General features: G+C 60.4%; 21 protein-coding genes. 2 read left to right on the top strand and 19 right to left on the bottom strand.

The window, feature by feature from the left end:
- Window position 1: 1 nt before the first annotated feature.
- The 5 genes from ccmE to ccmA form a co-directional block, all read right to left on the bottom strand.
- Complete coding sequence (ccmE, locus tag CKW18_RS21730; RefSeq protein WP_095190682.1) at window positions 2-457, bottom strand: cytochrome c maturation protein CcmE; 456 nt, start codon at window positions 455-457, stop codon at window positions 2-4.
- Window positions 454-630 carry a heme exporter protein CcmD gene (gene ccmD / locus CKW18_RS21735; RefSeq protein WP_095190683.1) on the bottom strand — a complete coding sequence of 59 codons (177 nt, stop codon included), beginning with the start codon at window positions 628-630 and terminating at the stop codon, window positions 454-456. Before ccmD ends, ccmE begins: the two co-directional genes overlap by 4 nt.
- Complete coding sequence (locus tag CKW18_RS21740; protein WP_095190684.1) at window positions 627-1,382, bottom strand: heme ABC transporter permease; 756 nt, start codon at window positions 1,380-1,382, stop codon at window positions 627-629. Before CKW18_RS21740 ends, ccmD begins: the two co-directional genes overlap by 4 nt.
- Before the next feature lie 78 nt (window positions 1,383-1,460).
- Window positions 1,461-2,129, bottom strand: coding sequence for a heme exporter protein CcmB (gene ccmB / locus CKW18_RS21745; RefSeq protein ID WP_095190685.1), 669 nt, complete (start codon window positions 2,127-2,129; stop codon window positions 1,461-1,463).
- On the bottom strand, window positions 2,126-2,761 hold the full coding sequence (gene ccmA, locus CKW18_RS21750; protein WP_095190686.1) for a cytochrome c biogenesis heme-transporting ATPase CcmA: 636 nt from the start codon (window positions 2,759-2,761) through the stop codon (window positions 2,126-2,128). The genes ccmB and ccmA overlap by 4 nt, the downstream gene beginning before the upstream one ends.
- Window positions 2,762-2,958: 197 nt before the next feature.
- Here ccmA and CKW18_RS21755 point away from each other — a divergent pair, with 197 nt between their 5' ends.
- Window positions 2,959-4,530 (top strand): flagellar hook-length control protein FliK, encoded by a 1,572-nt coding sequence (locus CKW18_RS21755; RefSeq protein ID WP_095190687.1) that lies wholly within the window; start codon window positions 2,959-2,961, stop codon window positions 4,528-4,530.
- Window positions 4,527-4,856 (top strand): EscU/YscU/HrcU family type III secretion system export apparatus switch protein, encoded by a 330-nt coding sequence (locus CKW18_RS21760; protein WP_047599966.1) that lies wholly within the window; start codon window positions 4,527-4,529, stop codon window positions 4,854-4,856. Before CKW18_RS21755 ends, CKW18_RS21760 begins: the two co-directional genes overlap by 4 nt.
- A 124-nt stretch (window positions 4,857-4,980) precedes the next feature.
- Here the strand turns inward: CKW18_RS21760 and CKW18_RS21765 are convergent, their stop codons facing one another.
- The 14 genes from CKW18_RS21765 to flhA form a co-directional block, all read right to left on the bottom strand.
- Entirely contained in the window at window positions 4,981-5,373 is a 393-nt protein-coding gene (locus CKW18_RS21765) for a DUF2802 domain-containing protein (protein ID WP_095190688.1), read from the bottom strand.
- Window positions 5,374-5,859 carry a chemotaxis protein CheW gene (locus tag CKW18_RS21770; RefSeq protein WP_095050193.1) on the bottom strand — a complete coding sequence of 162 codons (486 nt, stop codon included), beginning with the start codon at window positions 5,857-5,859 and terminating at the stop codon, window positions 5,374-5,376. It lies immediately after the preceding gene.
- Window positions 5,860-5,949: 90 nt separating this feature from the next.
- The gene (locus tag CKW18_RS21775; protein ID WP_095190689.1) at window positions 5,950-6,894 is read right to left on the bottom strand and encodes a CheW domain-containing protein; all 945 of its coding nucleotides are present in this window, start codon (window positions 6,892-6,894) and stop codon (window positions 5,950-5,952) included.
- A gap of 117 nt (window positions 6,895-7,011) precedes the next feature.
- A complete protein-coding gene (locus CKW18_RS21780; RefSeq protein WP_095190690.1) occupies window positions 7,012-7,800 on the bottom strand; it encodes a ParA family protein in 789 nt (262 codons plus the stop codon).
- A 43-nt stretch (window positions 7,801-7,843) separates the two neighbouring features.
- The gene (gene motD / locus CKW18_RS21785; RefSeq protein WP_095190691.1) at window positions 7,844-8,734 is read right to left on the bottom strand and encodes a flagellar motor protein MotD; all 891 of its coding nucleotides are present in this window, start codon (window positions 8,732-8,734) and stop codon (window positions 7,844-7,846) included.
- A 12-nt stretch (window positions 8,735-8,746) separates the two neighbouring features.
- Window positions 8,747-9,487, bottom strand: a complete 741-nt coding sequence (locus tag CKW18_RS21790) for a flagellar motor protein (protein WP_095190692.1) — start codon at window positions 9,485-9,487, stop codon at window positions 8,747-8,749.
- Complete coding sequence (locus CKW18_RS21795) at window positions 9,487-10,635, bottom strand: chemotaxis response regulator protein-glutamate methylesterase (RefSeq protein WP_095190693.1); 1,149 nt, start codon at window positions 10,633-10,635, stop codon at window positions 9,487-9,489. The genes CKW18_RS21790 and CKW18_RS21795 overlap by 1 nt, the downstream gene beginning before the upstream one ends.
- Before the next feature lie 49 nt (window positions 10,636-10,684).
- Window positions 10,685-12,952, bottom strand: a complete 2,268-nt coding sequence (locus tag CKW18_RS21800; protein ID WP_095190694.1) for a chemotaxis protein CheA — start codon at window positions 12,950-12,952, stop codon at window positions 10,685-10,687.
- Window positions 12,953-12,987: 35 nt separating this feature from the next.
- A complete protein-coding gene (locus CKW18_RS21805; protein ID WP_095190695.1) occupies window positions 12,988-13,776 on the bottom strand; it encodes a protein phosphatase CheZ in 789 nt (262 codons plus the stop codon).
- A 17-nt stretch (window positions 13,777-13,793) separates the two neighbouring features.
- Entirely contained in the window at window positions 13,794-14,165 is a 372-nt protein-coding gene (locus CKW18_RS21810; RefSeq protein ID WP_008072643.1) for a chemotaxis response regulator CheY, read from the bottom strand.
- Between the two features lie 166 nt (window positions 14,166-14,331).
- Window positions 14,332-15,072 (bottom strand): RNA polymerase sigma factor FliA, encoded by a 741-nt coding sequence (gene fliA, locus CKW18_RS21815; RefSeq protein WP_095190696.1) that lies wholly within the window; start codon window positions 15,070-15,072, stop codon window positions 14,332-14,334.
- Entirely contained in the window at window positions 15,069-15,899 is an 831-nt protein-coding gene (gene fleN / locus CKW18_RS21820) for a flagellar synthesis regulator FleN (RefSeq protein WP_095190697.1), read from the bottom strand. Before fleN ends, fliA begins: the two co-directional genes overlap by 4 nt.
- A gap of 116 nt (window positions 15,900-16,015) precedes the next feature.
- Complete coding sequence (gene flhF, locus CKW18_RS21825; protein ID WP_095190698.1) at window positions 16,016-17,356, bottom strand: flagellar biosynthesis protein FlhF; 1,341 nt, start codon at window positions 17,354-17,356, stop codon at window positions 16,016-16,018.
- Window positions 17,357-17,367: 11 nt separating this feature from the next.
- A complete protein-coding gene (gene flhA, locus CKW18_RS21830) occupies window positions 17,368-19,497 on the bottom strand; it encodes a flagellar biosynthesis protein FlhA (RefSeq protein WP_095190699.1) in 2,130 nt (709 codons plus the stop codon).
- Between the last annotated feature and the right edge of the window lie 676 nt (window positions 19,498-20,173).

The raw sequence follows: 20,173 nt of genomic DNA on the forward strand, positions 1-20,173 counted from the left end.
ATCAACCCTCCTTCGCTGGGGTCGGAGCGGATTGACCGCTGTCTTTCAACGCCTTGGTCACTTCCGGCGGCATGTACTTCTCGTCGTGCTTGGCCAGCACTTCATCAGCCACCACCACGCCGTCAGCATTGATTTTGCCCAAGGCGACGATGCCCTGCCCTTCGCGGAACAGATCCGGGAGGATCCCGCGATAGGTGATGGTCACGGCTTTGTTGAAGTCGGTGACGACGAATTTGACGTCCAGCGAATCCGGAGAACGTTGCAGCGAGCCCTTCTCGACCATGCCACCCGCGCGAATACGCGTGTCCTGCGGTGCTTCGCCGTTGGCGATCTGGGTCGGCGTGTAAAACAGATTGATGTTCTGCTGCAGGGCGCTCAAGGCCAGGCCGACGGCAGCGCCGACCCCGACCAGAATGGCCAGAATGATGATCAGACGTTTCTTGCGCAGCGGATTCACTTGCCGTTCTCCCGGCGCAGTCGACGCGCCTCTTGTTGCAAATAGCGCCTGCGGGCCGCGATCGGCTCCACCACGTTAATGATCAGCACAGCCAGACAGATGCCGTAGGCCGACCAGACATACAGGCCATGATGGCCCATGGCGAGAAAGTCGCCGAATGAAGCAAAACTCATCGCGCGGCCTCCAGACTGTTCTGCACTTCTTCTTTGACCCAACTGGCGCGAGCTTCGCGCTTGAGCACTTCAAGGCGCATGCGCAGCAACAGCACGGTGCCGAAGAAGCAGTAGAAACCCAACACGGTCAGCAGCAGCGGCAGCCACATTTCCGCCGGCATCGCCGGTTTTTCGGTGAGGGTGAAGGTCGCGCCCTGGTGCAGGGTGTTCCACCACTCCACCGAGTATTTGATGATCGGGATGTTGATCACGCCAACGATGGCCAGAACGGCGCAGGCCTTGGCGGCGCTGTCGCGGTTGCTGATGGCGTTGCCCAGCGCGATCACACCGAAATACAGAAACAGCAGAATCAGCATCGAGGTCAACCGCGCATCCCAGACCCACCACGAGCCCCAGGTCGGCTTGCCCCAGATCGCCCCGGTGACCAGCGCCACGGCGGTCATCCATGCGCCGATCGGTGCGGCGCATTGCAGGGCGACGTCGGCCAGTTTCATCTTCCACACCAACCCGACCACGCCGCACACCGCCAGCATCACGTAGATCGACTGAGCAAGCATCGCGGCAGGCACGTGGATATAGATGATGCGAAAGCTGTTGCCTTGCTGATAGTCCGGCGGCGCGAAGGCCAGGCCCCAAACGACGCCGACACCAATCAGCAGCAACGCTGCGATGCTCAACCACGGCAAAAACTTGCTGCTGATGCCGTAGAACCACTTGGGCGAGCCGAGCTTGTGAAACCAGGTCCAGTTCATACTGTTTCCATCACGGGTGCCGCTCATCAGTGTGAGCGGTCTCAGGGTCTTTGCTGGTTAATTTTTAACCAGACCTCATTATTCGCCGACGCTGATCTTCAGGCCAGCCGCTATTGCAAAAGGTGTCAGGGTGATCGCCAGGGCGGTCAGGCTACCCAGCCACAGCAGATACCCGGTCGCCGGCATGCCTTGCAAGGCCGCCTGCAAGGCGCCACTGCCGAGGATCAACACCGGGATGTACAACGGCAGAATCAGCAGCGCCAACAACAGGCCGCCACGTTTCAAACCGACCGTCAGCGCCGCGCCCACTGCGCCGAGCAAGCTCAGCACCGGTGTGCCCAGCAGCAACGAACACAACAGCACTGGCAGACAAGCGACCGGCAAACCGAGCATCAGCGCCAGCAACGGCGAGAGCAAAACCAGCGCCAGTCCGGAAAAAAGCCAGTGTGCCAGCACCTTGGCCAGAACCAGAAGGGGTAGCGGGTGCGGCGAAAGGACCCACTGTTCCAGGGAACCGTCTTCGAAGTCACTGCGAAACAGCCCGTCCAGCGAAAGCAGGACCGACAACAGCGCGGCCACCCAGACTAACCCCGGGGACAGGTTTTGCAAGACTTGAGTTTCCGGGCCGACGGCCAGCGGGAACAGTGCGATGACAATGGCAAAGAAAATCAGTGGATTGGCCAGCTCCGCCGGGCGGCGAAACAGCAATCGGGATTCACGGGCAACCAGCAGGCCGAACACACTCATACCGCCCAGTTCCCCAGATCGATGTCGCGATAACCGGCCGGCATCCGCGCCAATGTGTGGTGGGTGGTCAGGACGACGAGGCCACCGCGCTCGCAGTGCCCGGCCAGGTGTTCCTCGAGTTGCGCCACGCCCTGCTTGTCGAGTGCGGTGAACGGCTCATCGAGAATCCACAGCGGCGGGCTGTCGAGATACAGACGCGCCAGCGCTACGCGGCGTTGCTGACCGGCGGAAAGCGTGTGGCAGGGAACATCTTCGAATCCGCGCAATCCTACCGCTGCCAGTGCTTGCCAGATGGCGTCGCGCTCGGCCGGTTGGTGCAGGGCACACAGCCAGGAGAGGTTTTCTTCCGGAGTCAGCAGGTCTTTGATTCCGGCAGCATGACCGATCCACAAGAGGTTGCGCGCCAGTTCGCCAGGCTGTTCAGTCAGGGGCTGACCGTTGAGCAGGACTTGACCGCTGGTCGGCTGCATCAAACCGGACAACAACCGCAACAAACTGGTTTTACCGCTGCCGTTGGGACCGCTGATCTGCACCATATCGCCACTGGCCAGTCTCAATTCGAGATTTTCGAAGAGCAGTCGCAGGTCTCGCTCACACGCGAGGGCAACGGTTTGCAGGACAGGACTGGTCAAGGGATCACGGGCCTTATACGGTTCAAGTCGGCTCTGGTGCGGCCGTTAAAGAGATGCAGAATAGATGCATTGACGGCGCAATCTAGAGAGCTGCGTCAAACAATTGTTATGTTTTTTGATCGAAGCGCAAGACGCGCGGCATTATACATGCCGTGCCTTACTCTCAAGAGTGCAATTTCCTCAGGTTGTGTCCGCGTATGACAGGCGAAATGAACATCCTCCCGCTCCCGCCCACCACCCCGGCGGCCGCTCGCCCGCAGGTCGGCGAGTTGCTCAAGCTGCTGACGCCGGTCGAAGGCTTGATCGGTACAGGGCAAAGCGCCAAGGCCGAGGTGTTATCGCTGAAACAGGCGGATCAGACCTTTCAATTGTTGCTGAAGGTGACGCTGGACAGCGGCCGCCAGACCACCGTGCAAGCGACCAGCAATCTACCGCTGGCGCAAGGCACAAGTCTGGCGATCACTCAGCCGTCAGCGGGCAATCTGGCGATTACCGTGCAACAGGCGATTGCCAGTAGTGTCACCACCCTCACCCGCATCGATACCGCGCAATTGCCGGTGGGCACCTTGTTGCAAGGCAAAGTGGTGACCTCGCAAGCGTTGCCACAGACGCCGGGACAAGCGGCGGTATTTCGTTCGATGGTCAGTTTGCTCAACACGGCGTTGAGCGGGAGCACCTTGACCATCGACAGCCCGCAGCCGTTGCGCATCGGCACGCTGCTTTCGGCACTGGTGCAGGATTCGCAAACGCTCAAGTTCGTGCCGCTGAGCAGCCGACAGGAGCAGTTGGCGGTGAGCCAGCAATTGGTCGGCCAGCAGAGCCGCCAAGGCTCGCTGGATGGCTTGCTGAAACTTCTGCAGAGCCTGCCGGCCGACAGCCAGACCTCGCAGGACTTGCGCGCAGCGGTCGACAAATTGCTCGCCGGCCTGCCTGACGTGCAGCAACTGAGCACGCCGAAAGGTCTGGCCATGGCGCTGGCCAACAGCGGCATGTTTCTCGAAGCCAAACTGCTGACAGGCCAGAACCCGACGCTGGCCCCGGACATGAAAGCCGATCTGCTCAAGTTGATCGCACAACTCACGCCCGGCCTGCCCGGCAACACCAACCTGAATGCGATCATCGCGGCAAACACCTTGGCGCAGGCAATGCCGAGCTTTGTGCGTAACGCCCTCGGCATGCTCGGTCAAGTCAGCGCCAAACCGCTGCCAGGCGGCTTCCCGCTGCCCGACCGACTGCTGCAAAGCCAGGACGGCGAAGGTGATCTGGAACATTTGCTGCGCCTCGCCGCCGCCGCGGTCTCCCGCCTGCAAAGCCACCAATTGTCGAGCCTGGAACAGACTGGCGTCACCGACGACGGCCGTCTGCTCAGCACCTGGCAACTGGAAATCCCCATGCGCAACCTGCAGGACATCGTGCCGCTGCAGGTCAAGTTCCAGCGCGAGGAAGCGCCGGAGAAAGAGCCGCAAGCCAACGAACGCCGCGATGAACGCGAACCCAAACAGCAACTGTGGCGCGTCGATCTGGCGTTCGACATGGAACCGCTGGGGCCGATGCAGATTCAGGCGCAGTTGATCGCCGGCAGCCTGTCGAGTCAGCTCTGGGCCGAACGGCCGTACACCGCCGATCTGATCGAAAACAATCTGTTCGCCCTGCGCCAGCGCCTGCTCGATTCCGGCCTGAGCGTCGGCGATCTCGACTGCCACCACGGCACCCCGCCGCAAGGCAACCAAACCCGTCTCGACCACCGCTGGGTTGACGAAACCGCATGAACGATTCCACCGCTCCACGACAGGCCATCGCCCTCAAATACGACGGCAACCACGCCCCGACCCTCACCGCCAAGGGTGACGAGGAACTGGCCGAAGAAATCCTGCGCATTGCTCGCGATTGCGAAGTGCCGATCTACGAAAACGCCGAGCTGGTGCGGCTGTTGGCGCGAATGGAGTTGGGCGACAGTATTCCGGAAGAGTTGTACCGGACAATCGCCGAGATCATCGCGTTTGCGTGGAATCTGAAGGGGAAATTCCCCGAGGGGCAGGATCCGGATGCGCCGATGGTCGAGAAGGATGTCACCGCACGCGGGGATGATTACTGAGGTTTCAAAGGCGCTTTCGCGAGCAGGCTCGCTCCCACATTTGACCGCGCTCCTACCGGAGGAATGCGATCGAATGTGGGAGCGAGCCTGCTCGCGAATAGCACTTTGAGCTTGAGCGCAAAAATCAGCTCTTGTGCAACTTGCGCATCAACTCCGCCTCAGCCTGGGTCAACCCGCAGGACTGAGTCAGCTCATCAACGCTCGCGCCCATGCCCACCAGTTTCGCCGCTTGCGCGAACGACAGGCTCGACGGGTCGCGCTGTTCCAGCGCAACAATCTTGTCCGGCAACGGACCGACTACCGCGCGCAGCTCGTGCAGGGCTTCGCCCATGCGCACGTTGCCGTTCTGGTAGTCGTCGACGCGTTTGGCCAGGTCCTTGATGCGCTGATCACGCAGCGCATCGCCCTGAGCCTGTTGCGCAGCGATGGCCCGCTGCGCCTTGATGTACGCCAGAAACATTGCCAGCGTGCCTGCCCAGAAGAGGAACAGGACAATGACCGCAACCTCGAGAATCAATCAGATGCTCTCCAGTTCCGACCATTCTTCTTCGCTCATCATCTTGTCCAGCTCGACCAGGATCAGCAACTCGTTGTTCTTGTTGCACACGCCCTGGATGAACTTGGCCGACTCTTCGTTACCGACGTTCGGTGCGGTTTCGATTTCCGACTGACGCAGGTAAACCACTTCGGCCACGCTGTCGACCATGATCCCGACCACTTGCTTGTCGGCTTCGATGATGACGATACGGGTGTTGTCGCTGATCTCGCCGGTGCTCAGGCCGAAGCGCTGGCGGGTGTCGATCACGGTTACAACGTTACCGCGCAGGTTGATGATGCCCAGCACATAGCTTGGCGCACCCGGCACTGGAGCGATTTCGGTGTAGCGCAGCACTTCCTGAACGCGCATCACGTTGATGCCGTAGGTTTCGTTGTCCAGCTTGAAGGTCACCCATTGCAGGATCGGATCTTCAGAACCTTTTGCATTCGTCGCCTGACTACTCATACCCTGACCCCTCGAAAAAACCGCTCTGAGCGGTGTGTGTTCTGTGTGGCGGCATTCAACAATGCCGTCGCCTGATTGTTATGTCGGCTGCTATGTCGGTTTATGTAGCGGCTTGTTGCCGCCCAGGTGCTTTGCCCCACCGCTGGCGATCAACTCGGCCAGTGCGGAAACGTCAAGCAATGCACACATGTGCTCAATCACGGTGCCGGCAAGCCATGGCCGCTGACCCCGGTGACTTCTCCATTTGATTTCATTCGGATCCAGACGCAACGAGCGGCTGACTTGATGTACCGCCAGACCCCACTCGTAACCTTGTACCGAAATCACGTACTGCAAGCCCTGACGGAAGTCATCGCGATAGCGATCCGGCATGACCCAGCGCGCGGTGTCCAACACTTTCAGATTGCCGGCCTGGCTCGGCAGAATCCCGAGGAACCATTCTGGCTGACCGAACAGCGGCGTCAGCTCGTGACCGGCCAGCGAATAGATCGAACCCAGGCACACCAGCGGCACCGCGAGGGTCAGCCCGGCGACGTCGAACAGCAGGCATTCGAAGGCTTCGGATGCCCAGACTGGGCGACCATCGGTTTCCACCGGTGGCGGTGTGTTGCTCGGCGGCAGGTGCACTTCCACCAGTGGCGGCACCAGCGTCTGCTCCACTGGCGCCGGTACGACTGGTGCAGGCTCGACCACTGCCGGTTCCGGCGCAGTCTTCAGCAACTGAGTTTGCAGCAGCGGTGCCAACGTCGAGAGCGATGCGCGAACCGGCTCGGCCTCTTCGATCAACACCGCTGGCGCCTTGGCGACGGGCGCGAAGGCAGGCGCGGCAACAGGTGCAACAGCTTTTTGCGCATCACGCGCCTGCTCTTCCAGTACCGCCGCCTGGAATTCATCCAGCGCTTCAGCGCTTTCAATCACCTCAGGCTGCGCCGCAACCTGCGCCGGCAATTCGTCAGGAATCTCCTCCAGCAAACTGTCCAGATACGACTGCAAGGCCAACTGCGGCTTCGACGTCAACTTCACCGGCCGATTCATGCACAACTCCCTGTAGGAGCTGCGCAACGCTGCGATCTTTTGATCTTTTCAGGAGCACCGCCAAGCCAGATCAAAAGATCGCAGCCTGCGGCAGCTCCTACCGGGGTCAAAATCATTTCAAGCCACCTGCGGAACAAGTTGTTGCGCCAACAGATGCTTGAGCAGCGCGCGGTAAGCCAGCACGCCACGGCTCTTGCCGTCGAATTGCGAAGGCGTGACACCGGCGCGGCTGGCATCACGCAGACGCGTATCAACCGGGATGTAACCTTGCCAGATCTCCTCCGGAAACTTGTCGCGCAGCACGCGCAATGTACCGAGCGACGCTTGGGTGCGACGGTCGAACAGGGTCGGCACGATGCTGAACGGCAGCGCCTGTTTGCGCGAGCGGTTGATCATCGCCAGGGTGTTGACCATGCGTTCCAGGCCTTTGACCGCCAGGTGCTCGGTCTGCACCGGGATCACCAGTTGCTGTGCCGCCGCGAGGGCGTTGACCATCAGCACACCGAGCAGCGGCGGGCTGTCGATGACGGCGTAATCGAAGTCCTGCCACAACTGCGCCAGACTCTTGGCGATCACCAGACCCAGACCACTCTGCCCCGGCGACTGACGCTCAAGGGTCGCGAGTGCGGTGCTGGACGGCAACAGGGAAATGCGTTCGTCGCTGGTCGACAGCAGCAACTGCCCCGGCAGGCCTTGCGGCACGCTGCCCTTGTGCAGAAACAGGTCGTAGTTGCTGTGTTCCAGGCTGTCGGGGTCGTAGCCAAAATAGCTGGTCATCGAGCCGTGCGGGTCGAGATCGACCACGACCACGCGCTTGCCCGCCTCCGCCAGCAAACCGGCTAAAGCGATAGAAGATGTGGTTTTACCAACACCACCCTTTTGATTGGCGACTGCCCAGACTCTCATTCGTTTCTTTCCTCCCGGCCGAGATGCTCGACCGAGACATGGCTCAGCGTATTAATGCGGGTGACGGAGAATTGACGGCACTCTCGCGTCCCGGCGTCTTGACCGGGGTCGGTGCAGTTTGTGTGCCAGCGCGCTTGAGTGCGGCATCCGGTTGCGCGTTGGCGGTTCCGGTGCCCGTGAGGCTGCGACGTACATCAAGATTGCGCGACACCACCAACACCACACGACGGTTTTTCGCCCGGCCTTCGGCGGTGGCGTTGTTGGCCACTGGCTGGAACTCGCCGTAACCCACCGAGGCGAGGCGACCAGGGTTGACACCCTGCATCGCCAGCATGCGCACGATGCTCGCCGAACGCGCCGAGGACAGCTCCCAGTTGGTCGGGTACTGCGCGGTGCGGATCGGTTGATCGTCGGTAAAACCTTCGACGTGGATCGGGTTGTCGAACGGTTTGAGAATCGCGGCAACCTTGTCGATGATATTGAACGCGATGTCGCTCGGCATCGCGTCACCGCTGCCGAACAACAGGCTGGAGTTGAGTTCGATCTCGACCCACAACTCGTTGCCGCGCACGGTCATCTGGTTGGAGCTGATCAAATCACCGAACGCCGCGCTGATATCGTCGGCAATGCTTTTCAGCGGATCGCTGGCACCGGCAATGCCGGCGTCGATCTGCTCGGCGTCCTTGACCAGCGGTTTGGCCGGGGTCACGGTCTTCGGTCGTTCGTCACCGATCGGGATCGGTTTGAGCGCGCGGTCGGAATCCTTGAAAACCCCGACCAGCGCTTCGGAAATTTCCTTGTACTTGCCTTCGTTGATCGACGAAATCGAGTACATGACCACGAAGAACGCGAACAGCAGCGTGATGAAGTCGGCGTAGGAAACCAGCCAGCGCTCGTGGTTGACGTGTTCTTCCTGATGTCTGCGACGAGCCATGAGGTTATTCCCTTAGTCCATGAAGCCTTGCAGCTTCAACTCGATGGAGCGTGGGTTTTCACCTTCGGCGATCGACAGAATGCCTTCCAACAACATTTCGCGATAACGCGACTGTCGCAACGCGATTGACTTCAACTTGGCCGCCACCGGCAGCAGGATCAGGTTGGCACTGGCCACGCCGTAGATGGTCGCAACGAACGCTACGGCAATGCCGCTACCCAACTGCGTCGGATCGGCGAGGTTGCCCATCACGTGGATCAGGCCCATCACCGCACCGATGATGCCGATGGTTGGCGCATAGCCGCCCATGCTTTCGAAGACTTTGGCCGCTTCGATGTCGCGGGCTTCCTGAGTGTAGAAATCCACTTCGAGGATGCTGCGGATCGCTTCCGGCTCGGCGCCGTCGACCAGCAATTGCAGGCCTTTGCGCGAGTAGCTGTCGGGTTCGGCGTCGGCCACCCCTTCCAGGCCGAGCAGGCCTTCTTTACGTGCGGTGAGGCTCCAGTTGACCACGCGGTCGATGCCGCCGGCCAGGTCCACGCGTGGCGGAAAGAAGATCCAGGCAAGAATCTGCATCGCGCGTTTGAACGCGCTCATCGGCGATTGCAGCAGCGCGGCACCGATGGTGCCGCCCAGTACGATCAGTGCCGCCGGGCCGTTGGCCAGCGCACCGAGGTGACCACCTTCCAGGTAGTTGCCGCCGATGATGGCGACGAACGCCATGATGATCCCGATAAGGCTTAGAACATCCATCAGATACACGCCTCGACGATGTGCTTGCCAATATCGTCCAGACCGTACACCGCGTCAGCGAGGTCGGCTTTGACGATGGCCATCGGCATGCCGTAGATCACGCAGCTTGCCTCGTCCTGCGCCCACACCGAACTGCCGCCCTGCTTGAGCAGCCGTGCGCCTTCGCGACCGTCGGCGCCCATGCCGGTCAACACGACCGCCAGAACTTTGTCACCGTAGGATTTCGCTGCAGAACCGAACGTGATGTCCACGCACGGCTTGTAGTTCAGACGCTCGTCGCCGGGGAGGATTTTCACCGCACCACGGCCGTCGATCATCATTTGCTTGCCACCAGGGGCCAGCAGCGCCAGGCCCGGACGCAGGATGTCGCCATCCTCGGCTTCCTTGACGCTGATGCGGCAGAGTTTGTCGAGACGTTCGGCGAACGCCTTGGTGAACGCTGCCGGCATGTGCTGGATCAGCACGATTGGCGCCGGGAAGTTTGCCGGCAACTGCGTCAGGACGCGTTGCAGGGCGACCGGGCCGCCCGTCGAGGTGCCGATGGCAACCAGTTTGTAGGCTTTGCGTTTCGGTGCAGGCGACGAAGCGCTGGCAGCCGGGGCGCGAGTCGGTGCCGGTGCAGGTGCCGGACGTGCCGGAGTACTGGTGCTGTGACTGCTGCTGTGGCTGCCAAAGCTCGACGCAGCAGGAGCAGGTGTCGGTGCAGGCGCCGCAACCGGGGCCGGCGCGCTGTAGGCACTGAAACGACGATTACTGCGCGAGATGCTATGCACTTTCTCGCACAGCAGTTGCTTGACCTTATCCGGGTTACGCGAGATGTCTTCGAAATTCTTCGGCAGGAAATCCACCGCGCCGGCGTCCAGCGCATCGAGGGTCACCCGGGCGCCTTCGTGGGTCAGCGAGGAGAACATCAACACCGGGGTCGGGCAGCGCTGCATGATGTGCCGCACGGCCGTGATGCCATCCATCATCGGCATCTCGTAGTCCATGGTGATCACGTCCGGCTTGAGGGCCAGGGCCTGATCGATCGCCTCTTTACCGTTGGTGGCCGTACCGACCACCTGGATGCTCGGATCCGCTGAAAGAATTTCCGAGACGCGGCGGCGGAAAAACCCCGAATCGTCCACCACCAGGACTTTGACTGCCATAAACACTCCATTAGGTGCAGCGGGACATTGTCGCCCCGCTGCCCCGGATTCAAATACGCCGTGCGGCGTAACGCTTGAGCATGCTTGGAACATCGAGAATCAGCGCGATGCGGCCGTCACCGGTGATGGTGGCGCCGGACATGCCTGGAGTGCCCTGCAGCATTTTGCCCAATGGCTTGATGACCACTTCTTCCTGGCCAACCAGTTGATCAACGACGAAGCCAATCCGCTGCGTGCCCACCGAAAGGATCACCACATGGCCTTCGCGCTGCTCTTCGTGAGCGGCGGAGCTGACCAGCCAGCGCTTGAGGTAGAACAATGGCAATGCCTTGTCCCGCACGATGACCACTTCCTGACCGTCCACAACATTGGTGGTCGACAGGTCGAGGTGGAAGATTTCGTTGACGTTGACCAGCGGGAACGCGAACGCTTGATTGCCGAGCATCACCATCAGGGTCGGCATGATCGCCAAGGTCAGCGGCACCTTGATGACAATCTTCGAGCCCTGGCCCTTGGTCGAGTAGATGTTGATCGAACCGTTGAGCTGGGAAATCTTGGTCTTCACCACGTCCATGCCGACACCGCGGCCGGACACGTCGGAGATCTCGGTTTTGGTCGAGAAACCCGGGGCGAAAATCAGGTTGTAGCACTCGGTATCGCTCAGGCGATCCGCTGCATCCTTGTCCATCACGCCGCGCTTTACCGCGATCGCACGCAGGACGTCCGGATCCATGCCTTTGCCGTCATCGGAAATCGACAGCAGGATGTGGTCGCCTTCCTGTTCGGCCGCCAGTACCACGCGACCGCCACGGGCCTTGCCCGAGGCTTCGCGTTCTTCCGGCGACTCGATGCCGTGGTCGACAGCGTTGCGCACCAAGTGGACCAGCGGGTCGGCCAGGGCCTCGACAAGGTTTTTGTCGAGGTCGGTTTCTTCGCCGACCAGCTCCAGGTTGATCTCTTTCTTGAGCTGACGCGCCAGGTCGCGAACCAGACGCGGGAAGCGCCCGAAGACCTTCTTGATCGGCTGCATCCGCGTTTTCATCACCGCGGTCTGCAAGTCAGCCGTGACCACGTCGAGGTTCGACACGGCCTTTTGCATGGCTTCATCGCCGCTGTTCAGGCCCAGGCGCACCAGACGGTTACGCACCAGCACCAGCTCGCCAACCATGTTCATGATTTCGTCGAGACGTGCAGTGTCGACCCGCACGGTGGTCTCGGCTTCGCTCGCCGGTTTTTCCGGTGGCGGTGCAGCCGGCGCACGGGCTGGAGCCGGTGCAGCAGCGGCGGCCGGTTTCGGCGTTTCGGCTTTCGGCTCAGGCTTGGCCGCAGGTTTCGGCGCCGCAGCGGCCGGTGCCTTGGCGGCTGGCGTAGCGACGGTCGAAGCGGAGCCCGCAGAGGCAGTACCGACTTCGCTGAACTTGCCTTTGCCGTGCAATTCGTCGAGCAGCGATTCGAACTCGTGATCGCTGATCAGATCACTGCCGGCAGCAGCGGCCGCCGGTGCGGCTGGCGCAGCAGGGGCCGAGGCAATCGCCGACTCCAGTGCTTCAACAGCGAAGTTGCCTTTGCCGTGCAACTGATCGAGCAGTGCTTCGAATTCGTCGTCGGTGATGTCCGAGCTGTCGCCGGCAGCAGGTGCTGCAGGTTTGGCCGCAGCAGGCGTCACCGCGTCAGCTGCAAACTGACCTTTGCCGTGCAACTGATCGAGCAACGACTCGAATTCAGCGTCGGTAATTTCATCGCTGGCTGCCTCGCCGGCAGTTTGCGCAGGTGCAGCAGCGGCCGGGGCTTCGGCTTCGGCCTTGACGGCGTTCAGCGAGTCCAGCAGTTGTTCGAATTCGTTATCGGTGATGTCGCCCGAATCGCCTTCGGCGACCAGCTCTTCGATCATCTCGGCCACTGGCGAAGCCGGGGCTTCATCCGCCGTTTGCGGCTCGGCCAGACGTGCCAGCGCAGCCAGCAGCTCCGGCGTCGCAGCCGTGATCGGTGCACGCTCACGGACTTCGCTGAACATGCTGTTCACCGCGTCCAGTGCTTCGAGGACAACGTCCATCAGTTCTGCATCAACGCGACGCTCACCCTTGCGCAGGATGTCGAACACGTTTTCGGCGATGTGACAGCACTCCACCAGCTCATTGAGCTGAAGGAAGCCGGCGCCCCCTTTTACAGTGTGGAAACCGCGAAAAATTGCGTTGAGCAGATCTGCATCATCCGGACGGCTTTCCAGCTCGACCAGTTGTTCGGACAGTTGCTCAAGAATCTCGCCGGCCTCAACCAGGAAATCCTGAAGGATCTCTTCATCGGCGCCGAAGCTCATTAATGGGGTGCTCCTACAGGTCTAAAAACCTAAACTCAAAATCCAAGGCTGGATAGCAAATCGTCCACATCGTCCTGACCGGACACAACGTCTTCTCGTTTATCGGCATGAATCTGCGGACCTTCACCCTGCGAGAGATGTTTTTGTGGATCTTTTTCTGCAAGCATCGCCGCACGGTCATGTTCGATGCCCGCAAAGCGGTCCACCTGACTGGCCATGAGCACGAGTTTGAGCAAATTGCTTTCAACTTCGGTGACCAGTTGGGTCACGCGCTTGATCACTTGACCGGTCAGGTCCTGATAATCCTGAGCCAGCAGGATGTCGTTCAGATTGCTCGACACCGCACGGTTGTCCGTGCTGCTGCGCGACAGAAAACCGTCGACCCGGCGCGCCAGTTCGCGGAACTCTTCAGCCCCGACTTCACGACGCATGAAACGACCCCAGTCGGTACTCAAGGCCTGGGCTTCATCAGCCAGGCCATTGACCACCGGTGTGGCGCTTTCCACCAGATCCATGGTGCGGTTGGCCGCGGCCTCTGTCAGCTTGACCACATAGCCCAGGCGTTCGGTGGCGTCGGTGATTTGCGACACTTCCTCGGCCTGCGGCATGTGCGGATCGATCTGGAAGTTGACGATCGCACTGTGCAGTTCGCGTGTGAGCTTGCCCACTTCCTGATACAGGCCGCGGTCACGGGTCTGATTGAGCTCATGGATCAGTTGCACAGCGTCGCCGAACCTGCCTTTTTCAAGGCTCTCGACCAGTTCGACCGCGTGTTTTTTCAGGGTCGATTCGAAATCGCCCTGTGAAGATTCGTTATGCTCCATAGCTCCCCCGCGCGTCATCAGCCGATGCGTTCGAAAATCTTCTCGATTTTGTCTTTCAACGCCTGAGCCGTGAAAGGTTTGACCACGTAGCCGTTCACACCGGCCTGAGCGGCCTCGATGATTTGCTCGCGCTTGGCTTCAGCGGTCACCATCAGCACGGGCAGATGCTTGAGTTTTTCATCGGCACGCACGTGACGCAGCAAGTCGATACCGGTCATGCCCGGCATGTTCCAGTCCGTTACCAGAAAGTCGATGCTTCCGCTGTTGAGTACCGGAATGGCAGTAATGCCATCGTCGGCCTCGACGGTGTTGGTGAACCCAAGATCGCGCAGCAGGTTCTTGATGATCCGCCGCATCGTTGAGAAGTCATCAACGATGAGGATTTTCATGTCTTTGTTCAATTCGACCTCCAAGCAGTCTTAAACGCGCCCAGCACCTGGGCGCGCCACTTCAATCAATCGGCGCAGCACTCGAAGACTGTCTGGAGCACAACAGAGCAAGACCGGTGCCGTTCATCACCGCACCAGCCTCGTTCGCAGTGTCCCCACACTGCCTTCAGCGCGCTCGCCACTCCCCCAAACGCCCCCGCAAACGGGCCGCGCACTGGCTGTGTAACTGGCTGACCCGCGATTCACTGACGCCAAGGACTTCACCGATCTCCTTGAGGTTCAGCTCTTCGTCGTAGTACAGCGCCAACACCAGTCGCTCACGCTCCGGCAAATTGGCAATCGCGTCCGCCAGCGCCGCCTGGAAGCGTTCATCTTCCAGATCGCGTGACGGCTCAAGATGAGCACTGGCGCCATCCTCGTGCAGCCCTTCGTGTTCGCCGTCCTGCAAGAGGTCGTCGAAACTGAACAAGCGGCTGCCCAGGGTGTCATTCAAAATCCCGTAGTAATCGTCGAGACTCAATTGGAGTTCGGCCGCAACTTCGTGATCTTTAGCATCACGGCCGGTTTTAGCTTCAATTGCGCGAATTGCGTCGCTAACCATACGGGTATTGCGGTGAACCGAGCGTGGCGCCCAGTCCCCTTTGCGCACTTCGTCGAGCATCGCGCCGCGGATTCGAATGCCCGCGTACGTTTCGAAACTGGCGCCTTTACTGGCGTCGTATTTGGTCGAGACTTCGAGCAGGCCGATCATCCCGGCCTGGATCAGGTCTTCGACCTGGACACTGGCCGGCAGACGCGCCAGCAAGTGGTAAGCAATGCGTTTGACCAGTGGCGCGTAACGCTCGACCAGCTCGTATTGCGCATCACGGGCCGACTTCTTGTAGAGGTTGTAGCCACTGGCTGTCATAGGACGGATCCTGCGGTCTGTTGCACGAGGCGCTCGACGAAAAACTCGAGGTGCCCGCGCGGGTTCGCCGGCAGCGGCCAGGTATCGACCTTCTGCGCGATCGCCTTGAACGCCAGCGCGCACTTGGAACGCGGAAAGGCTTCATAGACGGCGCGCTGCTTCTGCACGGCCTTGCGCACGCTTTCGTCGTACGGCACGGCGCCGACGTATTGTAGGGCCACATCAAGGAAGCGATCCGTGACCTTGGTCAACTTGGCGAACAGGTTGCGACCTTCCTGCGGGCTCTGCGCCATGTTGGCCAGAACGCGGAAGCGGTTCATGCCGTAATCGCGATTGAGCAATTTGATCAGTGCGTAGGCGTCAGTGATCGAGGTCGGCTCATCGCAGACCACCAGCAACACTTCCTGGGCGGCGCGAACGAAACTGACTACCGAGTCACCAATACCCGCAGCGGTGTCGATCACCAGCACGTCGAGATTGTCGCCGATATCACTGAAGGCCTGAATCAGACCGGCATGTTGCGCCGGGCTCAGGTGAACCATGCTCTGGGTGCCGGAAGCGGCCGGCACGATGCGAATCCCGCCGGGGCCTTGCAACAAAACGTCGCGCAGTTCGCAACGGCCTTCGATGACGTCGGCCAGTGTGCGTTTGGGTGTCAGCCCCAGCAGAACGTCAACGTTCGCCAGCCCCAGGTCAGCGTCCAGCAGCATGACCCGACGGCCAAGTTCTGCCAGCGCCAGAGACAAGTTCACTGACACGTTAGTCTTGCCGACGCCACCTTTGCCGCCGGTCACCGCGATCACCTGTACGGGATGCATGCTGCCCATGTTATTTCTTTACCTTGTCTTGCATAGACGGAGGCCACATTACTGGCTGCGCGTTCACAACCGGAACAATGCGTGGCAGACCATCGATGTAGGTACAAAAACTGTTCATGAATACCTCAGCCAACCTGCTTGGTCGGGCTGTGATAGATATCAGCGAACATGTCAGCCATGGCTTCTTCGCTGGGTTCTTCCTGCATTTGCACGCTGACGGCGCGGCTGACCAGTTGATGACGGCGCGGCAGATGCAGATCATCCGGAATCCGTGGGCCATCGGTCAGGTACGCGACCGGCAATTCATGACTGATCGCCAGGCTTAACACTTCGCCAAGGCTGGCCGTTTCATCCAGTTTAGTCAGGATGCACCCGGCAAGCCCGCAACGCTTGTAACTGTGATAAGCGGCGGTTAGAACCTGTTTCTGGCTGGTGGTTGCCAGCACGAGATAATTTTTTGAACGAATACCACGACCGGCCAGGCTTTCGAGCTGCATGCGCAGGGCCGGATCGCTGGCTTGCAGGCCGGCGGTATCGATCAGCACCACGCGTTTGCGCAGCAGTGGGTCCAGCGCCTGGACCAGCGACTGGCCCGGGTCGACGTGCGTTACCGGTACGTTGAGAATCCGCCCCAAGGTTTTCAGTTGTTCCTGAGCACCGATGCGGAAACTGTCCATGCTCACCAGCGCGACATTCTGCGCGCCGTACTTGAGCACGTAGCGGGCAGCAAGCTTGGCCAGCGTGGTGGTCTTGCCCATGCCGGCAGGGCCGACCATCGCAATCACACCGCCCTCTTCCAGCGGCTCGACTTCCGGTACGGCAATCATCCGCGCCAGGTGCGCCAGCAGCATGCGCCAGGCCTGACGAGGTTCTTCAATATCGGTGATCATCGCCAGCAGGTCGCGCGACAAAGGGCCGGACAGGCCGATACGTTGCAGACGACGATACAGGTTGGCTTGCGCCGGACGGCTGCCTTGCAGCTGATTCCAGGCGAGAGTGCCGAGCTGCACTTCCATCAGCTCGCGCAGACTGTTCAATTCGAAACGCATCGAATCCAGCGCACGTGGGTCAACACCGCCAGACGACTGCGCAGGTGCTGGCGCCGGACGTGCCGGGGCGGCGTAAGTCGGCTCGCTCAACGGTTCGGCAGCGGTCAGCGGCAGGCCGGCCGTCAACGGCAGCCCGGCGAACAACTGGCGATTGGTGTTGCCGTCGGCCTCACCACGCATGCTCAATTCGGCCTGGGCGGTGACGATGCGCGACTGCGTCTTGCGCAGCTCGTCTTCGAGCTCCATGTTCGGAACCCGTGGCGCCAGAGCCGACAATTTGTAATCCAGTGCCGCCGTCAACTCGACACCGCCGGCAATGCGGCGATTGCCAATGATGGCGGCATCAGCGCCCAGCTCATCACGAACCAGCTTCATGGCCTGACGCATATCGGCGGCAAAGAAACGCTTAACTTGCATAAACCACTACCTCAGCCGTTGGGCCCTACTGTCGCAACGATGGTCACTTGCTTGTTGTCCGGTATTTCCTGGTAGGCCAGCACGTGCAGTCCAGGGACTGCCAGGCGGCCAAAGCGCGAAAGCATCGCGCGGATCGGGCCGGCTACCAAGAGGATCACCGGCTGACCTTGCATTTCCTGACGCTGCGCCGCTTCAATCAGCGAACGTTGCAGCTTCTCGGCCATGCTTGGCTCCAGCAGAACGCCCTCTTCCGAGCCTTGTCCTGCCTTCTGCAGACTATTGAGCAATATTTGTTCCAACCTTGGCTCCAAGGTGATCACAGGCAGCTCGGACTCAGTGCCTACAATGCTTTGGACGATGGCGCGCGATACGCCAACCCGCACCGCCGCCACCAACGCGGCGGTATCTTGACTCTTCGCAGCGTTGTTGGCGATGGCTTCGGCAATACTGCGGATATCACGGACCGGTACGTGCTCGGCCAGTAGCGCTTGCAGCACTTTGAGCAGTTGCGACAGCGAAACCACACCCGGCACCAGCTCTTCGGCCAGTTTCGGCGAGCTTTTGGCCAGCAATTGCATGAGTTGCTGCACTTCCTCGTGGCCGATCAGCTCGCTGGAGTGTTTGTACAGAATCTGGTTCAAGTGGGTCGCGACCACGGTGCTCGCGTCCACCACGGTGTAGCCGAGCGATTGTGCCTGGGCACGCTGGCTGATTTCGATCCACACCGCTTCCAGACCGAAAGCCGGATCTTTGGCGTTGATGCCGTTAAGCGTGCCGTACACCTGCCCCGGGTTGATCGCCAGTTCGCGATCCGGGTAAATTTCCGCTTCAGCGAGGATCACGCCCATCAGGGTCAGACGATAAGCGCTCGGCGCCAGATCGAGGTTGTCACGAATGTGCACCGTCGGCATGAGGAAGCCCAGATCCTGCGAAAGCTTCTTGCGCACACCCTTGATCCGCGCCAGCAATTGCCCGCCCTGGTTGCGGTCCACCAGCGGAATCAGGCGATAACCGACTTCCAGGCCGATCATGTCGATCGGGGTCACGTCATCCCAGCCAAGCTCCTTGGTTTCCATGGCGCGGGCCGGCGATGGCAGCAGTTCCTGCTGACGCTTGACCTCTTCCAACGCGACGACTTTGGCCACGTTCTGCTTTTTCCAGAACAGGTACGCGCCGCCAGCAGCCAGCGCAGCCATGCTCAGGAACGAGAAGTGCGGCATGCCCGGTACCAGGCCCATGACCGCCATCAAACCTGCGGCCACCGCCAAAGCTTTTGGCGAGGCAAACATCTGGCGGTTGATCTGCTTGCCCATGTCTTCCGAACCGGAAGCACGGGTCACCATGATCGCTGCTGCTGTTGATAACAACAGTGATGGCAATTGCGCCACCAAACCGTCACCGATGGTCAGCAAGGCGTAAACCTTGCCAGCGTCGGCAAAAGTCATGTTGTGCTGGAAGATACCGACGGCCATGCCGCCGATGAGGTTGATGAACAGAATCAGCAGGCCGGCGATGGCGTCACCGCGTACGAACTTGCTGGCACCGTCCATCGAACCGTAGAACTCGGCCTCTTGGGCGACTTCCTGACGGCGCGACTTGGCCTGATTCTGGTCGATCAGACCGGCGTTGAGGTCGGCGTCGATCGCCATTTGTTTGCCAGGCATCGCGTCGAGGGTGAAACGCGCGCTCACCTCGGAAATCCGCCCGGCACCCTTGGTCACCACGACGAAGTTGATGATCATCAGGATCGCGAATACCACGATACCGACCACGTAGTTACCGCCGATCACCACTTCACCGAAGGCCTGAATCACCTTACCGGCGGCGGCGTGGCCGTCCTGACCATGGAGCATCACCACCCGCGTTGACGCCACGTTGAGCGCCAGGCGCATCAGCGTCGCCACCAGCAAAATGGTCGGGAACACCGCAAAATCCAGTGGCCGCAAGGCGTAAACGCACACCAGCAACACGACGATGGACAAGGCAATGTTGAAGGTGAAGAACACGTCCAGCAGGAACGGCGGGATCGGCAACATCATCATTGCCAACATGACCAGCAGCAACAACGGCACACCCAGATTGCCTCGACTGAGGTCGGCAACGTTCGAGCGAGCAGTGCTGAGTAACTGAGAGCGATCCACCGGTTTTCCCCGTTCCTTTAAAGCAAACTTTTGACGCCCAGAGCGGGCTCACGGCGGCTACTGCAAGAAGCCTTCCAACTTTTGCCAATGATCAAAACAGAGGGGTTTATCGGGAAAATTTCGCTGCCTGGACTGACGCTATCGCGAGCAAGCCCGCTCCCACACCGGATCTTCAGCGAATACAGATTGGGTGTATCACACAGATCCCCTGTGGGAGCGGGCTTGCTCGCGAAGAGGCCATCAACGACAGCAAGGGACCGACCAGGAATCACGGCGCCTCTTAAACGCTAGTGTTTAAAAGACACCTCCAGACACGCCTTCGAGGCTACACATCCTTGCGCCATTGCCTACAGCCAAGCCAGAATCCGCCGGCTTGTGCGCCCTGGGGGCGGGTTCTATTGTGGTCCGGTCGCTGACGAATCAGCGATCGGGTCTCGCAGCCCGTCGATCTCTGGACGCACAACACCCGCTTTTTTATGGCGGCTGTACGTGGGAGACCTTCGGGTCTGCCGGTTCTAGAGTCCCGGTCTGCGACCCGCGTATAGCTGCCTGAACGAGCCCCATGAAAGACAGGACACCGTTTCCCCCTTACGATAAGGGATAGGCAAACGGTTATGTTTATGACTAATAGCAACGATAAGAGTGGTGAGCTTTTGGGCCAGGAGCGGCGTCGTCG

The sequence above is a fragment of the Pseudomonas sp. Irchel 3E19 genome, from assembly GCF_900187585.1.
In the GTDB taxonomy this organism is placed as follows: domain Bacteria; phylum Pseudomonadota; class Gammaproteobacteria; order Pseudomonadales; family Pseudomonadaceae; genus Aquipseudomonas; species Aquipseudomonas baetica.

Bases quoted from the DNA above. Each gene is read 5' to 3' on its own strand.
- ccmD (WP_095190683.1), bottom strand. From the start codon at position 630: ATGAGTTTTGCTTCATTCGGCGACTTTCTCGCCATGGGCCATCATGGC.
- CKW18_RS21740 (WP_095190684.1), bottom strand. From the start codon at position 1,382: ATGAACTGGACCTGGTTTCACAAGCTCGGCTCGCCCAAGTGGTTCTAC.
- ccmB (WP_095190685.1), bottom strand. From the start codon at position 2,129: ATGAGTGTGTTCGGCCTGCTGGTTGCCCGTGAATCCCGATTGCTGTTT.
- CKW18_RS21755 (WP_095190687.1), top strand. From the start codon at position 2,959: ATGACAGGCGAAATGAACATCCTCCCGCTCCCGCCCACCACCCCGGCG.
- CKW18_RS21760 (WP_047599966.1), top strand. From the start codon at position 4,527: ATGAACGATTCCACCGCTCCACGACAGGCCATCGCCCTCAAATACGAC.
- CKW18_RS21770 (WP_095050193.1), bottom strand. From the start codon at position 5,859: ATGAGTAGTCAGGCGACGAATGCAAAAGGTTCTGAAGATCCGATCCTG.
- CKW18_RS21775 (WP_095190689.1), bottom strand. From the start codon at position 6,894: ATGAATCGGCCGGTGAAGTTGACGTCGAAGCCGCAGTTGGCCTTGCAG.
- CKW18_RS21780 (WP_095190690.1), bottom strand. From the start codon at position 7,800: ATGAGAGTCTGGGCAGTCGCCAATCAAAAGGGTGGTGTTGGTAAAACC.
- motD (WP_095190691.1), bottom strand. From the start codon at position 8,734: ATGGCTCGTCGCAGACATCAGGAAGAACACGTCAACCACGAGCGCTGG.
- CKW18_RS21790 (WP_095190692.1), bottom strand. From the start codon at position 9,487: ATGGATGTTCTAAGCCTTATCGGGATCATCATGGCGTTCGTCGCCATC.
- CKW18_RS21795 (WP_095190693.1), bottom strand. From the start codon at position 10,635: ATGGCAGTCAAAGTCCTGGTGGTGGACGATTCGGGGTTTTTCCGCCGC.
- CKW18_RS21800 (WP_095190694.1), bottom strand. From the start codon at position 12,952: ATGAGCTTCGGCGCCGATGAAGAGATCCTTCAGGATTTCCTGGTTGAG.
- CKW18_RS21805 (WP_095190695.1), bottom strand. From the start codon at position 13,776: ATGGAGCATAACGAATCTTCACAGGGCGATTTCGAATCGACCCTGAAA.
- CKW18_RS21810 (WP_008072643.1), bottom strand. From the start codon at position 14,165: ATGAAAATCCTCATCGTTGATGACTTCTCAACGATGCGGCGGATCATC.
- fliA (WP_095190696.1), bottom strand. From the start codon at position 15,072: ATGACAGCCAGTGGCTACAACCTCTACAAGAAGTCGGCCCGTGATGCG.
- fleN (WP_095190697.1), bottom strand. From the start codon at position 15,899: ATGGGCAGCATGCATCCCGTACAGGTGATCGCGGTGACCGGCGGCAAA.
- flhF (WP_095190698.1), bottom strand. From the start codon at position 17,356: ATGCAAGTTAAGCGTTTCTTTGCCGCCGATATGCGTCAGGCCATGAAG.